Here is a 14,334-nt window from a genome sequence, read left to right as displayed (position 1 = left end):
AGCGGCCGCTCCGGCTCCTCACGCCCCGTCGAGGAGCCGGAGCAGCACGGACGCGTGGCTCTCCGCAGGCGACTTGGACGCCGTCAGCAGTGTCACGTCGCCCTCGCCCGCCAGCTCCCGCACGTGATCGAGGAGCTCGGCCGCCTCGGGCGCGGCCAGCTCGGCCTCGTACCGCTCGGCGAACTCCTCGTACGAGCCCTCGCCCGCGTGGTACCAGCGGCGCAACTCGGTCGACGGGGTGAGCCCCTTGGGCCACTCGTCCACGTGTGCCTCGTTCTTCGCCACGCCCCGCGGCCACAGCCGGTCGACCAGGACCCGTACGCCGTCGTCCGGCTCGGGCGGATCGTAGACGCGGCGCACCCGCACGCTCATGGCCACTCCCCTCTCGACGGCAGTGCTGCCGCGAGCGTACGTCCGGCGTCCACGGGGCGCCGGGGACGGGTGCGCCGTTCGGGGACGGGCCGATTCCCCGCCGTGCCTCGCGGGTACTCCGTCGCCGCGACGGCACGACGAGGGAGGTCGGCGTATGCGCGCATCGGACGGGCTGCCGTCGTGACCGGAGGAACTGACGGGCGTGGTCCGCCGGCACCGGGGCCTGTACGTGCGCCGGTCGCGCGGGCCCGGCGCCGACCTCGCCGACGTCTCCAGCGCCGACGAACTCACCGGCGTGCCCAAGCCGGGCCCGCCCGCCGGCCCCCTCGACGTGCAGGCCTGGTGGGCGGCCCGGCCCGTGCGGGTGGGGGCGGCCCGGAGGCTGCACGACTACGCGCACCTGCCGCACGACAAGGGGCCCCGGCGTCCGCCCCCGGGTGCTCACCGGCCGGGAGGCGGGCCGCGGCCCGGACAACGAGCCGCTGGTGGCCGACGCCCGCCCGCTGTGCTGGATCGACCCGGACGTCATCGACGAGGCCCGGGCCGAGGTGGAACGCCAGGAGCAGCCGTGGGGAACCGCTGCGCCGCACCGGCCGCTGAAGAAGCCGCCGGACCGGGTCCGGACTTCAGCCGGTCCGCCTGCGCACCGCCTCGCGGCGCTTGAGCGCCCGGCGCTCCAGCTCACTGGTCCCGCCCCACACGCCGATGGACTGCCCGGTGTCGAGCGCCCATCGCAGGCACTGCTCCCGCACCGGACAGGTCCGGCAGACCGCCTTCGCCTGCTCGGTCTGCAGAGCGGCCGGGCCGGTGGTGCCGATCGGGAAGAACAGATCGGGGTCCTCCGTGCGGCATGCGGCGTGCTCTCGCCAGTCGTCCATCAATGTCACCTGCGATCGGTATCGTTGGCGCCCTCGTGATTGCCTTGCTCCGTTCCGGGTGGCCTGTCGAAACGCGGTGAAACCGGCGCCGCGCCTTCGATCGCGCCCCGCCTAGGGTCGCAGCGCCTCCTCCGCCGCCGACGCCACCGCTTCGGCCAGCGCGGCCAGTGCGGGGGAGTCGAGCCTCCACTGCTGCCAGTACAGCGGGGTGTCCACCGGCAGTTCGGGGGCGAACTCCACCAGCCGGCCGGTGCGCAGCAGTGGCAGTGCCTGCGGCTCGGGCACCATGCCCCAGCCCAGCCCCGCGGCGACCGCCTCGACGAACCCCTCCGAGGTCGGCACGTGGTGCCGCGCGGCACTCGCGCCGCCGTGACCGAGCCGCCGGGCGAAGCCGTCCTGGAAGTCGTCCCGCCGGTCGAACACCATCACCGGCGCCTCGGCGATCCGCTCGCGCACCGGCCCGTCCAGGTGCCGGGCGGCGAAGTCCGGGGCGGCGCAGGGGAGATACCGCATCCGGCCCAGGTACCGGACGGTGCAGCCGGGGACCGGGTCGGCCGACGAGGTCACCGCGGCCATGACCACGCCCTCCCGCAGCAGGGTCGCCGTGTGGTCCTCGTCCTCGCGGCGCAGCTCGAAGCAGAGCCGGGGCTCTTGGGGGACCCGCGTCAGCGCGCCCAGGAACCAGGTCGCGAGCGAGTCGGCGTTCACGGCCACCGGGATACGGGTCGGCTCCCCGGCCACGCTCAGCCCGAGTTCGGCGTACGCGTCCCGCTCCAGCCGGGCCACCTGGCGGGCCAGGCGCACCAGCACCGCCCCGGACTCCGTCGGCCGCACCGGCTTGGTGCGCAGCAGCAGCACCCGGCCGGTGCGCTGCTCCAGTGCCTTCACCCGCTGGCTGACCGCGGACGGCGTCACGTGCAGCGCCGCCGCGGCCGCGTCGAAGGTGCCCTCGTCCACCACGGCCAGCAGGGTGCGCACCTGGTCCAGGGGAAGGTCCGCGAAAGCCGGCATGCTCGGTCCCGTCATCACAATCGCTAAGGATACGTAAGAATCTTTAGCTGTACGTCCTGTGATCGTCCGCATAGCGTCGGAGCATGACCAACGCCCTCACCGCCGCGGCCGCCGGCTTCGGCACCGGCCTCTCGCTCATCGTCGCCATCGGCGCCCAGAACGCCTTCGTCCTGCGCCAGGGGGTCCGCCGCGACGCGGTCCTCGCCGTGGTCGGCATCTGCGCGCTGTCCGACGCGCTGCTCATCGCCCTGGGTGTGGGCGGGGTCGGCGCGGTGGTGGTGGCCTGGCCGGACGCCCTGACCGTGGTCGGCTGGGTCGGCGGCGCCTTCCTGCTCTGCTACGGCGCCCTGGCCGCCCGGCGCGTGTTCCGGCCGGCCGGCGCGCTGCGGGCGGAGGGCGACGCGGCCGGCTCGCGCCGCCGGGCGGTCCTCACCTGCCTGGCGCTGACGTGGCTCAACCCGCACGTGTACTTGGACACGGTGTTCCTGCTGGGTTCGGTCGCCGCCGACCAGGGGCCGCTGCGCTGGACCTTCGGCATGGGCGCCGCGGTCGCCAGTCTGTGCTGGTTCGCCGCGCTGGGCTTCGGCGCCCGCCATCTGGGCCGCTTCCTGGTCCGCCCCGCGGCCTGGCGGGTGCTCGACGGGCTGGTCGCCGTCACCATGATCGTCCTCGGCGTCACTCTCGTCGCCGGGGCCTGAACGCGCCCGGAGCGGCCCACGCGGGGTTCGGGCACTCGAACGGATCTGCGACAGTAAGCCCGCAGCCTGAAAGATGTATCGAGCATGTAGGAAGCGCGTGGACACCAGCCGGAGCAGTGGCGAGAGCGGTACCGAACCCGGGAAGGAGGGCCCGGGGGCGAAGGGGGCCGGGACGGAGAAGGCCGGGACGGAGAAGGCCGGGACGGAGGGGGTCGGGACGGAGGGGGCCGGGGACAAGGGCCCGGCCCCCGGCGAGGCCCAGCGGCGCGGCCTGCGCCGCTGGGCCATGGACACCCGGCCGCTGCGCCGCCCGGCCTACCGCAGGCTGTGGTCGTCGACCGTCGTCACGGCGGTCGGCAGCCAGCTCACCGCCGTCGCCGTGCCCAAGCAGATCTACGACATCACCGGCTCCTCGGCCTGGGTCGGCGCCGCGAGCCTCGCGGGCCTGCTGCCGCTGGTCGTGTTCGCGCTGTGGGGCGGCGCGGTCGCCGACACCATGGACCGCCGCAAGCTGCTGCTGATCACCAACAGCGGTATCGCCGTGACCTCGGTGCTGTTCTGGCTCCAGGCGGTCACCGGCCTGGCGTCGGTGGCCGTCCTCATGCTGCTGCTCGCGCTCCAGCAGGCCTTCTGGGGCCTGAACGCCCCGGCCCGCACCGCCTCCATCGCCCGCCTGGTCCCCGAGGACGAACTCCCCGCCGCCAACGCGCTCGGCTCGACCGTCATGCAGACCGGGCAGGTCGTCGGCCCGCTCCTCGCCGGCGTCCTCATCCCGGTGATCGGGCTGCCCGAGCTGTACCTGATCGACGCCCTGGCCCTGTGCGTCACGGTGTGGGCGGTCCACAAGCTGCCCGCCCTGCCGCCGCTCAGGGGCACGGCCGTCCGGCGCGCGGGCGTGCGGGAGGTGGTGGCGGGCTTCCGGTACATCGCCGGGCACAAGGTGCTGCTGCTGTCCTTCCTGGCCGACATCGTCGCCATGGTCCTGGGCATGCCCCGCGCGCTGTTCCCGCAGCTCGCCTCCGAGACGTACGCCGGACACGGCGAGGGGTTCGCCCTCGGCCTGCTGTTCGCGGCGATCCCCGTCGGCGCGGTGGCCGGCGGACTGTTCTCCGGCACCTTCTCCCGGGCTCGCCGGCACGGCTGGATGGTGATCGGCTCGGTCGTGGTCTGGGGCGCCGCCATCACCGGTTTCGGGCTGAGCTCGAGCCTGTGGCTCGCGGTGGCGTTCCTGGCGGTGGCCGGCGTCGCCGACATGGTCTCCATGGTGTTTCGCGGGGCGATCCTGCTGTCCGCCGCGACCGACGAGATGCGCGGGCGCATGCAGGGCGTCTTCACCGTGGTCGTGGCGGGTGGTCCCCGCCTGGCGGACGTGCTGCACGGCGGCGCGGGCTCCGCCGTCGGCGCGCGGGAAGCGGTGGCCGGCGGCGGACTGCTCGTCGTCGTGGTGATGCTGGCCCTGGCCGCCGCGATGCCGGCGCTGCGCCGCTACCGGGTCTGACGGCGCCTCACCGCCTCACAGGGAGCCCCGCCCGTGCAGCGCGTAGTGTTCCATGAGCCGGCCCCTGGTGGTCTCCAGCCGGTGCGCGAGGATCTCGGCGACCGACCGCACCAGCACGACACCCAGCTGCGGGTCCTCCTCGCACAGGCGGAGCACCGCGGCGGCGTCGAACTCGTAGGCGCGCACCGGGCTGAAGGCCTCGGCGCCGAAGTCCCACTCGTAGGGCGGGAACAGCCAGGACCAGCCGAGCAGGTCGCCCGCGCCGAGACTGGCGACCGTGACCCGCTGCACGGGGGTCACCTCCTGGGTCAGGGAGACCGCGCCGGAGCGGATGACCCAGAAGCGGTCGGCCCGGCCGCCCGCCTCGAAGATCCGGGCGTCCTCCGCGAAGGAGACCTCCCGGGCGAGCTCCGTGAGGCGTGCGCGCTGCGGCTGGGGGAGTGCGGTCAGCAGTTTGATCGCTTTGGTCATGGCACGGGGCTCCTCGCCGGCGATTCGGTTCCGGGGCTTTCCCTATGCCCATTTCAGACGCTGTCGGCTCCCCGGGCACCTCGGCGGACGGCGGGATCCCGTACCGATTCCGTGCCGGATCCGGGTACGGGTGCGGCAGGGCATGAAAAAGCCCTGGCCGGACGGGGGAGGCCGGCCAGGGCCGTAAGCGGTGACGTACGAAGGACATTTCCGTCGACTCCGTCGCCACGTATGGATGAACGCTAAACCATCTCTGGAGGTTCCGCGAACCCGGAACCGGGACACGTGACCGGTTTCACTCGCGGCGACACACGCGACGTCCGTCGCCCGACCCGCCGCCTCACCCGTCGCCCCCGGCGGCGACCACCCTGACCGTCTCCAGGGCCGGGTCGCTGGGGTCCGGGAGGTACATGCCGGCGTCCAGACCGCCGCGCAAGTACCGCAGGACCGGTTCGGCCAGCCGCTCGCCGGGCAGGACGGCCGGGATGCCGGGCGGGTACGGCGTGATCATCTCCGCGGCGACCCGGCCGGCCGCCCGGGCGAGCGGCACGTCCTCGGTCGGCCCGAAGAACGCGTCCCGGGGGAGTACCGCCTGCGGCATCCGCAACCCGGACGGAGAGGGCACCTCGACCCGCGGTGCGGGACCGAGATCCGGAGCGGCACGCGCGAGGTCCTTCAGCGCGGCGAGCAGTTCCCCGGCGGTCTCCCGGTCGTCGCCGTGGGTGATCTGCATGTTGACCCGGCGGTGGTCAGCCAGGTGCGCCACCACGCTCCGCCGCTCGCGCAGCCAGTCCGCCGCCTGGAAGCCCGAGACACCGAGCCCGCCGAGGTCGATCACGACGGGCAGCGGATCGAAGCCGTGGGCCAGCCCCGGGCCGCAGAAGTCGTCCCGGCCCTCGACGTGCATGCCGTCGATCTCCTCGACGGCCGCCCGCACCTCGGCCGCCAGCTCCAGCGCCCCGCCCATCAGCTCCCGGCCGCGCAGCACCATCTGCCGCCGCCAGCCGTCCAGCCCGGCGAAGATCAGCGCCGACGGGCTGGTGGTGCCCAGCAGGTCCGCCCGCATGCCGAGCAGCTTCGGCGGCACGAGGTCGCCGCGCAGGTGGAACACGGAACCCTGCTCCAGACCGCTGCCCATCTTGTGGATGCTGGTCACGCAGATGTCGGCACCCGCGTCCATCGCCCAGGAGGGCAGATCCGGGTGGAAGGGCAGGTGCGCGCCCCACGCCTCGTCCACGATCAGGGGCGCCGACCGCCGGTGGCACACCTCGGCGACGGCCCGCAGGTCGGCGCTCGCGCCGTACGGCGTCGGGCTGGTGATCAGCGCTCCCTTGGCGTCGGGGTGGGCGGCGAAGGCCCGCTCGAACTCCTCGGCCGACGGCGGATGGGCCAGGTGCCGCTCCGCGTCCCAGCGCGGTTCCACCCAGACCGGCTCGATGCCGGAGAGGATCAGCCCCGACACCACGGACTTGTGGGCGTCCCGGCCGATCAGCAGCTTCTCGTGCGGGCCCGCGACCGCCAGCATCGCCGCCTTCACCGACAGGGAACTCCCGCACGTCGAGAAGAACGTGTGCTCGGCGTGGACCGCGTCGGCCATCAGCTCCTGAGCCCGCTGGAGCACCCGCGACCGGGTGAGCCGGTCGTCCAGTCCACCGGTCGCCAGCACGTCGCCGTAGAAGACCGCGTCGCCCAGCACCTCGCGGACCTCCGGGTCGGCCCCGCGCGCCTGCTTGTGCCCCGGCGGCGTGAACGAGAGCCGGCCCTCGCGGCGGTAGTCGACGAGGGCTTCGAGCACGGGCGCGCGGGTGTGGTCGGCTGTCATGCCGACCCGGTTTCCCGGCCCCACCGTCGCCAATCCGTCCCGCGGCCGGTCAGCGGGGACCGCGCCCCGGGGTCAGCACCTCGTCCAGCACCCGCAGGACGGCCTCGTACGCCATCGTCCGTACCGCGGCGTCCCGGGAGCCGTCCGGATCGGTCGGCCGCAGCTCCTCGCTCCGGGCCCGCCAGGTCCGCTCCTGCTCCACCGCACAGGCCCTCGCCCGGTGCATGCGGCGCAGCAGTTCGTCCGAGTCCACAACATCCGTCATGTCCTCCGCGTACCCCCGACGGCCGCCCGGATGGCCCCTGAGCCGTAAGGGGGGCCGGAGGTTTGGGGGTACCGGCAGAGGTCAGCCGGAAGTGACGGGTAGTCCCACCGACCAGGGAGCTGACGGATGAGTGAAAGGCACCCGACCCGACCCGCCGCCGCCCCGCCCGGCGCCGGCCTGCACCGGCCGTGCAAACCCGCCGAGGCACGGCAGACCGTCGAACGCGTCGTCACCGAGTGCTGCGGAAGCAAAGACCACGCGTCCTGCGACGCGGACGCCCTGTCGGACGCCGTGCTGGTCGCCTCGGAACTGACCACCAACGCGATCCTCCACGGCGGCGGCATCACCGACTTCCGGGTCGACGTCGTCGGACCCGGCGTCGAGCTGTCGGTGTGCGACCGCAGCCACGACCTTCCGGTGGCCGTACCGCGGACCGACCCCCAGGGACGCAGCCGCGTCGGCGGCCGGGGCTGGCCGATCGTCTGCCGGCTGGCCCGTGACGTACGCGTGGCAGACCTTCCGACGGGAGGCAAGTGCATCACCGTGGTCGTTCCGCTGTCCTGAGTACATTTGCGAAAGCGGAGTTTGTTCCACCGGGGTGAGGGCAGTCGCAAGTTCGTGCTTCGGACCGGAGGCGCAGCAGCGGGAGCGGTATGGCTGCTCGGGTCCTCCGGGCGAGTGACCCGGCCGGCACCGTTCCCGCGGAAAGTCCCCCTGAGACCACCGTTCAGGAGCGATCCGCATGCTCACAGAAACACCCACCGTCCGTCCCGGAACGTCCGAGTCCGACGAAACCACCACCGCCGCCCCCGCCCGCCGCCGGCACGACGACGCCCCCGACACCATGGCCCTCTTCGGCCGGCTGGCCGGTCTCGAGGAGGGACCCGAGCGGGACGCGCTCCGCGACGAACTCGTCGCCGCCTGGCTGCCCATGGCCCACCGGATCGCCGGCCGTTTCCGCGACCGCGGCGAGTCCATCGAGGACCTGCGCCAGGTCGCCGCGCTGGGCCTGGTCAAGGCCGTCGACCGCTTCGACCCGGAGCGCGGCGCCTTCGAGAGCTACGCCGTGCCCACCATCACCGGTGAGGTCAAGCGCCACTTCCGCGACCGGATGTGGGCCCTGCGGGTGCCCCGCCGGGTCCAGGAACTGCGCAACAAGGTGCGGGTGGCGCGGCGCGAGCTCACCCAGAACCCCGGCAGCCCCGAACCGTCGGTGGCCGACATCGCCGCCCACACCGGGCTGACCGAGGACGAGGTCGGTGCCGGGATGGAGGCGCTGGAGAGCTTCAGCACCCTGTCGCTGGACGCCGAACTCTCGGCCGGCGACGACGGCTACAGCCTCGCGGACACCCTCGGCGCGGCCGACGCCTCGTACGACACCGTGATCGACAGGGAGTCCGCCAAGGAAGGGCTGCGCCGGCTGCCCGAGCGTGAGCGGGCCATCCTCTACATGCGCTTCTTCGAGGACATGACCCAGAGCCGGATAGCCGACCACCTGGGCATCTCGCAGATGCACGTCTCGCGGCTCATCAGCCGCAGCTGCGCCCGGGTGCGCGACGAGGCGATGGGACAGCGCACGGGCCACCGGGGCACCGGCCGGCCGGTGCGGACCTGACGGGCCGGGCGACGGAGGAGGAACGAGACGAATGCTGATGCCCCACCCCGCGGTGCTGCGCGGGCTCCTCGACGAGTACGAGGCGGCGGCCCTGCACGAACCCGGCGACGACCTGGGCGGACCCGGTCCCCGGACGCGTGACCTGGCGTACACGCTGTGCGTGTCGACCGGCACGCGCGACGTGCGGCAGGCCCTCGAGGCCGCCCGGCGGCAACTCGCGGCCCCTCCGGTCCCGGCCCCCGAGCCCGCGGTCGCGGCGGACTGACCCCGAGGACGGCTGGTGGGCCGGCTGCCCGCACACCCCCTGCGGCGTGCGGGCAGCCGGCGTGTCCGCGGGCGTACGGAGGAGGGCGGAAGCCGGATTCGTACGCCCGCGGCCGGTGACGACCGGGAGCCGAGCCGGGTGTGCGGCCGGGAAGCCGGGGCATCCGCTGTCCCGGAGGGGAGGCTCACGATGAACGCTCGTGTTCTCGCACATTCCGGCCGTGGCCGGGCCCGCCGGGCCGCGAACGGCTCGGCCGCCGAGGGGGCCGCCCGGGCGGGACTCACCGCCCGCGGCGTCATCTACCTGCTGGTCGGCCTCCTGGCGCTGCGGATCGCCTTCGGCACCGGGAACCGGCAGGCCGACCGGGGCGGCGCCCTGGCCGAGCTGGCGGACAAGCCGTTCGGCGCCGGGCTGCTGTGGGCGCTGGGCGCCGGACTCGTCGGCATGGCCCTGTGGCGGCTGTCCGAAGCGGTCTTCGGCGCCACGGGCAAGGACGGCCACACGGCCAGGAAGCGCCTCCCGGCCGCCGCCCGCTGCGTGTTCTACGCCGTCGTCGCCTACTCCGTCCTCGCCTTCGCGGCCGGCTCCAAAGGCAGCGGCTCCAGCGACCGGCAGTCCCGGGACGTCACCGCCGAGGTCCTGGAGATGCCCGCCGGACGCTGGATCGTGGGCGCGGCAGGCGCCGCGATCGCCGTCGCCGGCGTCGTCATCGCCGTACAGGCGCTGCGCCGCAGCTACCACAAGAAGCTGAAACTCGGCGCGCTGAGCCCCCGGGCCCGGCGGCTGGTCGACGTGACCGGCGTCGGTGGCGGAACGGCCCGCGGGCTCGTCTTCGCCGCGGCGGGCGCCTTCGCCGTACGGGCCGCCGTCGACTACGACCCCGACAGGGCCAAGGGCCTCGACGACACCCTGCGCTCCTTCGCCGACACCCTGCTCGGCCCCTGGCTGCTGGTCTGCGTCGCCGCGGGCCTCGTGCTGTTCGGCGTGTTCTCCTTCGCCCTCGCACGCTGGCGCCGGGTCTGAGCCGCGCGGAGGGGGGAACACGGGGCGAATGAACGAACACGAGATTCCTCCGCCGGACGGACGTCCCGTGGACGTCTACCTCGACCTCCTGCGCGTACGCATGGAGAACGACGACTACCAGCTCCTGCTCAGCGTGGTCGAACCGGTCCTCCAGGCCATCGACGAGCACCAGATGCCCACCATCGACTTCTCCCTGGACGGGGACAGCGCCGAGGCGCTGCCCCAGGAGATCAGGGACGAGGCCGCGCTGGTCATCGCCACCGCGGTCACCGGCCGCCTGGACAACGAGGTCGTGGAAATCAGCACCGACGAGACCGGCCCGGTCCGGGTCGTCACCGACGCGGCCACCGCCTCAGACCCCGAGCGCCTCGGCGAGATCGCCGACTACCTCAAGGAACGCCACAAGCAGAACGAGGAACTGCGCGGCATAGCCGAGGCCAGCGGTCTGCCCAGCGACTTCTGACCCTCAGCGCTTCGGCGTCGCCACCGGTACGCCGAGCGGCCGGGCCAGGCCGACCACGGCCTCGTCCAGACGCTCCAGGTGCCGCAGTACCCGCCCGGTGATCCGGCCGTACCGCGGCACCCCGCCCGCCTCGAACTGCAGCAGCGAGGCGATGCTGGGCCCGGTCTCCACCCCGGTGTCCGCGTCCTCGTCGGCGACGCGCGCGGCGATCGCCTCGATGTTGCGCACCGTGCGCCGCACCGCGCCGCGCAGCCGCGGGTCCGCCGCGATCGACGGGTGCGTGGGCAGCAGCTCGGCCGTCGCCGCCAGCGACCGCGCGTGGTAGGCGCACGTCTCCAGCAGCGCCACCACGTACTGGGCGGTGTCGCGGCGGGCCCGCAGCGGCGTGATCGGATGCGTCAGCGGCGAGGTGGCGGCCCGCAGGTCGCCCAGCGCCTGGTCCAGCTCCCGCGCCTGGTCCAGCAGATCGGCCGCCGGCCCGCCGCTGAGCTGGTCCACGGCACCCTCGGTGACGTCGGTGAGCCGCTCCAGCACCGTGCCGAGCAGTTCGTTCGTACGGCGGTCGGTGCGTATCGGCAGCACCAGCGCCGCCGCGACGATCCCGCAGGCCGCGCCGAGCGCCGTCTCCTCGACGCGCAGCAGCAGCACCGACAGGCTGTAGGTGTGCAGCAGGGTGTACAGCAGCCCCAGCATCGCCGTCACGAAGAACGACATCAGCGTGTACGACAGCGGAGCCGTGTAGAACATCGCGAAGATGAGCAGCAGCACCAGCCCGAACGCGACCCAGGTGTGGTCGCCGACCAGGCCGGCCAGCACGATGCCGGCCACCACCCCGAACAGGGTGCCCAGCACCCTGCGGTAGCCCTTGACGAGGATCTCCCCGGTGGACGCCGTGTTCAGGAAGACGATCCAGCACGCGAGCACCGCCCAGTACCAGCGCTGCGAGGACAGGAACTCACCGCCGACGATGGCCAGCGAGGACCCCACCGAGACCTGCACCGCGGCCCGCGTGGTGGGCCGCCGCAGCCCGGTCGGCTCCTCCTCCTTCGCCTCCTCCTCGCCGGCGTCGATCGCGGCGTCCTCGGCGTCCAGCTCCTCCCGGGACCTGGTCGTCGCCGGGGTGTCGTCCGACTCGTCCTGCGGTCCGTCCAGGGCGATCCTGAGGCCCATGACCGCCCTCGCGGCCTCACCGATGCCGCGGAACACGTCCTGGACGGCCGGGATCGCCTCCGGCAGGTTCTCCTCGTCGCGGTAACCGAGCAGCCGGTTGCGCAGGTGGGACAGCGCGGTGCCGCGCGCCTCGGCGGGCGGCCGCAGCACCAGCGTGCGCAGCGCACCCAGGTCCCGGCGCAGTACCTCCGTGGCCTCGCCGGGCGCCGGCGAACTGCCCACCGACGGCGCCGGCGCACCCGGCAGGTGCAGGGTCAGGGTGTCCGCCCGCTCGGCGCTGCGCGCGGTCAGCAGCAGCAGGCCCAGCCGCTCGGCCGCGATCTCGGCGTCCGCGACGCGCCGCTGCACCAGACGCGCGGTGGACGCGTCCGGGGTGCCGTCCTCCAGCCGGGACTGGATCATCAGGGCCGTCTCGTGCAGGCGCGCGGTGCCGTCCCGCAGGTGTTCCAGCGCCCGGTCGATCCCGTCCGGCCCGGCGTCCAGCAGCTCGATCTGCGTGGCGATCAGCTGGGCCAGCCGCGCGCGGAAGGCCTGCCGCAGCCGCTGGAGGATGCCCGCCGGTGTCGCCGGGACCACGGCGAAACGCACCACCGCGCTGCACGCGAACGCCACCGCGATGGCACCCAGCAGCCCGGGCAGCACCGACGGGTCGCCGCCGACGAACAGGGAGACGAAGTAGACCTGGAAGCCGATCAGACCGAGCGCCGTACCGCGGTCGCCGAACCGCCTCACGAAGACGGCGAAGAAGATCAGGACGACGAAGAAGGCGTCGCCGATGACCACCCGTGAGGTGAGCAGCGAGCTGACCGACACCGAGGCCAGGGCGACGGGCAGTCCCAGCGCCAGGGTGACCGCCTGCGCGCCGAGCTCCTTCTCGCGGATGGCGAAGGTGGCGACCATAGCCGCCATTGCGCCCGCGACCAGATGGGTGACGTCCGCGCCGAACGCGGCGAGCACACCCAGGACCAGAGCGATGGCGCCGACCGTCCGCAGGCCCGCCGTCAGCCGCAGCAGCCCCGGGTCGGACGCGGCGATCCGGTCCCGCAGCCGTGTCCGCACCGAGCGCCCCGCTGCCTTCACGCCGCCGTACACTCTCCCGACTCACACGCCCGACTCCCGGCCGGTTGACGCCGAGATCCACTTCTCAGGATGTCATGCCGCGCGCCCGTCCCCGCGACGGGGTCACAGCCGTGCCCGGCCCGCCTCCGCGACGCGCTCCTGCACCTGTTCCGGCGTCAGGTAGGCGTCCGTGTACTCGAAGTCCCGCAGCTTGGCCGGCTTGCGGGCCTGGAAGCCGGTGCGCACGAAATCGTCGCCCGCCACCGCGTTGAGCGCCCAGTTGGTCGCCACCCGCGCCTTGGCCACACCCGTGCGCAGCGCCGACCAGTGGTAGCCGCGGGCCACCGCCTGGGCGGGAAGGCCCTTCAGCTCGACACCGAGCGGCTTGGAGACCGCGTCGGCGCCGCCGAGGTCGACGACGAGACCGAGGTCCTTGTGGACGTAGGGCCGCATCGGCTGGTTGCGCAGGGTCGCGATGATGTTCTCGGCGACGTGCCGGCCCTGCCGCATGGCGTGCTGGGCGGTGGGCGGGCAGACGGCGCCCTCCTGTCCCTTGGCGAGGTCGGGCACGGCCGCGGAGTCGCCGAGCGCGAACACCCCGTCGTGGTCGGGCAGGCACATCTCGGCGGTCACCGCGAGCCGTCCCTTGACCGTCTCCGCGCCGAGCGTGGCGATCAGCGGGCTCGCCACCACACCGGCGGTCCAGATCAGCGTGCGGGTGGGCACCACCCGGCCGTTGGTGAAGGTGACCTCCTCCGGTCCGGCCTTCTCGATGGAGACGCCGAGCGAGATCTCGATGCCGCGCCGGGTGAGCACCTCCTGCGCGTCGCGCCCGAGCTTCTCGCCGAGCTCCGGCATCAGCTTCGGCGCGATGTCGATCAGGTGCCACTTGATCAGGCCCGGGTCGAGCCGGTTGTAGCGCTTGACCGCCGCGTGCGTCAGCCGCTGCAGACAGGCAGCGGTCTCGGTGCCCGCGTAGCCGCCGCCGACCACCACGAACTGCAGCCGCGAGGCGCGCTCCACCGGGTCCTGGCTGGCGTCGGCGAGGTCGAGTTGCGCGATGACGTGGTCGCGGATGTACGCGGCCTCCGCCAGCGTCTTCATGCCGAACGCGTGGTCGGTCAGCCCCGGGATGTCGAAGGTCCGGGTGATGCTTCCGGGCGCCAGCACGATGTAGTCGTAGGGCTCGTCGACGATCTGGTCGGTGATGGTGCGCACCACGCACACCTTCGCCTTGAGGTCCACACCGATGGCGCCGCCCGGGATGATCCGGGTGCGGTACTTGCTGCTGCGGCGCAGGGACAACGCGATCGACTGGGGGGTCAGCACACCGGAGGCCACCTGGGGCAGCAGCGGCAGATAGAGCTGGTAGGAGAAGGGCGTCACCAGGGTGATCTCGGCCTCGCCGGGGGAGAGCCTGCGCTCCAGACGGCGGACGCACTCCACGCCGGCGAAACCTGCGCCGACCACCAGGATCCTGGGTCGTGTCACGGTGTTCATCCCTTTCTGCGGCTCCAGGCGGTCTGCCGCGAACGCCGTTCGCGTGCCCCCGGATCGCTGTTTCGCACCTCGTCGATCCCATCGCGCCCGCCCGGATCCGGCCAGCCGGGCGCGGCAGGCAGGCGACACCTCCTGATCACCACCATGCCCCGCCCCGGCCCGGAGCGCATCGGGCGGGAGTGAACGGACGGGAACTTTCCGGTGCGCGAGCGGTGCCCGCGGCC

Annotated in this window: 15 protein-coding genes and 1 pseudogene; 8 read left to right on the top strand and 8 right to left on the bottom strand. The window is 73.5% G+C overall.

The features are described 5' to 3' along the window. Positions 1 to 18: 18 nt before the first annotated feature. Positions 19 to 372 (bottom strand): DUF488 domain-containing protein, encoded by a 354-nt coding sequence (locus M6G08_RS28540; protein WP_272589988.1) that lies wholly within the window; start codon positions 370 to 372, stop codon positions 19 to 21. 193 nt (positions 373 to 565) lie between these two features. On the opposite strand from M6G08_RS28540, the pseudogene M6G08_RS28535 reads away from it, so the two are divergent. Next, positions 566 to 972 (top strand): annotated as a pseudogene (locus M6G08_RS28535) (DUF6098 family protein). A gap of 26 nt (positions 973 to 998) precedes the next feature. On the opposite strand, the gene M6G08_RS28530 reads toward M6G08_RS28535, so the two are convergent. Together M6G08_RS28530 and M6G08_RS28525 are read right to left on the bottom strand one after the other, a co-directional pair. After that, entirely contained in the window at positions 999 to 1,250 is a 252-nt protein-coding gene (locus tag M6G08_RS28530) for a WhiB family transcriptional regulator (RefSeq protein WP_272589987.1), read from the bottom strand. A 111-nt stretch (positions 1,251 to 1,361) separates the two neighbouring features. Next, the gene (locus M6G08_RS28525; protein ID WP_272589986.1) at positions 1,362 to 2,261 is read right to left on the bottom strand and encodes a LysR family transcriptional regulator ArgP; all 900 of its coding nucleotides are present in this window, start codon (positions 2,259 to 2,261) and stop codon (positions 1,362 to 1,364) included. 83 nt (positions 2,262 to 2,344) lie between these two features. Between M6G08_RS28525 and M6G08_RS28520 the strand changes: the two genes are divergently transcribed. Together M6G08_RS28520 and M6G08_RS28515 are read left to right on the top strand one after the other, a co-directional pair. Next, on the top strand, positions 2,345 to 2,959 hold the full coding sequence (locus M6G08_RS28520) for a LysE/ArgO family amino acid transporter (RefSeq protein WP_272589985.1): 615 nt from the start codon (positions 2,345 to 2,347) through the stop codon (positions 2,957 to 2,959). A gap of 73 nt (positions 2,960 to 3,032) precedes the next feature. Then, entirely contained in the window at positions 3,033 to 4,457 is a 1,425-nt protein-coding gene (locus M6G08_RS28515) for an MFS transporter (RefSeq protein ID WP_272589984.1), read from the top strand. A gap of 15 nt (positions 4,458 to 4,472) precedes the next feature. On the opposite strand, the gene M6G08_RS28510 is transcribed toward M6G08_RS28515, so the two are convergent. The 3 genes from M6G08_RS28510 to M6G08_RS28500 form a co-directional block, all read right to left on the bottom strand. Then, entirely contained in the window at positions 4,473 to 4,928 is a 456-nt protein-coding gene (locus tag M6G08_RS28510) for a cyclic nucleotide-binding domain-containing protein (RefSeq protein WP_272589983.1), read from the bottom strand. Between the two features lie 340 nt (positions 4,929 to 5,268). Then, positions 5,269 to 6,750 (bottom strand): aminotransferase class I/II-fold pyridoxal phosphate-dependent enzyme, encoded by a 1,482-nt coding sequence (locus M6G08_RS28505; protein WP_272589982.1) that lies wholly within the window; start codon positions 6,748 to 6,750, stop codon positions 5,269 to 5,271. 49 nt (positions 6,751 to 6,799) lie between these two features. After that, positions 6,800 to 7,015 (bottom strand): hypothetical protein, encoded by a 216-nt coding sequence (locus M6G08_RS28500; protein WP_073732110.1) that lies wholly within the window; start codon positions 7,013 to 7,015, stop codon positions 6,800 to 6,802. A 126-nt stretch (positions 7,016 to 7,141) separates the two neighbouring features. Here M6G08_RS28500 and M6G08_RS28495 point away from each other — a divergent pair, with 126 nt between their 5' ends. The 5 genes from M6G08_RS28495 (at position 7,142) to M6G08_RS28475 (ending at position 10,381) form a co-directional block, all read left to right on the top strand. Further along, complete coding sequence (locus M6G08_RS28495; RefSeq protein ID WP_272589981.1) at positions 7,142 to 7,579, top strand: ATP-binding protein; 438 nt, start codon at positions 7,142 to 7,144, stop codon at positions 7,577 to 7,579. A 178-nt stretch (positions 7,580 to 7,757) separates the two neighbouring features. Next, on the top strand, positions 7,758 to 8,630 hold the full coding sequence (locus M6G08_RS28490) for a SigB/SigF/SigG family RNA polymerase sigma factor (RefSeq protein WP_272589980.1): 873 nt from the start codon (positions 7,758 to 7,760) through the stop codon (positions 8,628 to 8,630). Between the two features lie 31 nt (positions 8,631 to 8,661). Continuing rightward, positions 8,662 to 8,895, top strand: coding sequence for a DUF5133 domain-containing protein (locus M6G08_RS28485; RefSeq protein ID WP_272589979.1), 234 nt, complete (start codon positions 8,662 to 8,664; stop codon positions 8,893 to 8,895). 189 nt (positions 8,896 to 9,084) lie between these two features. Further along, entirely contained in the window at positions 9,085 to 9,918 is an 834-nt protein-coding gene (locus M6G08_RS28480; RefSeq protein WP_272589978.1) for a DUF1206 domain-containing protein, read from the top strand. Positions 9,919 to 9,946: 28 nt separating this feature from the next. Next, a complete protein-coding gene (locus M6G08_RS28475; protein WP_272589977.1) occupies positions 9,947 to 10,381 on the top strand; it encodes a hypothetical protein in 435 nt (144 codons plus the stop codon). A gap of 3 nt (positions 10,382 to 10,384) precedes the next feature. On the opposite strand, the gene M6G08_RS28470 is transcribed toward M6G08_RS28475, so the two are convergent. Continuing rightward, entirely contained in the window at positions 10,385 to 12,631 is a 2,247-nt protein-coding gene (locus tag M6G08_RS28470) for an FUSC family protein (protein WP_272589976.1), read from the bottom strand. Between the two features lie 102 nt (positions 12,632 to 12,733). Continuing rightward, the gene (locus M6G08_RS28465; protein ID WP_272589975.1) at positions 12,734 to 14,110 is read right to left on the bottom strand and encodes an NAD(P)/FAD-dependent oxidoreductase; all 1,377 of its coding nucleotides are present in this window, start codon (positions 14,108 to 14,110) and stop codon (positions 12,734 to 12,736) included. Between the last annotated feature and the right edge of the window lie 224 nt (positions 14,111 to 14,334).

It is taken from the genome of Streptomyces sp. M92 (assembly GCF_028473745.1).
GTDB lineage: Bacteria > Actinomycetota > Actinomycetes > Streptomycetales > Streptomycetaceae > Streptomyces.
This window is presented reverse-complemented; position numbering and strand designations above follow the sequence as displayed.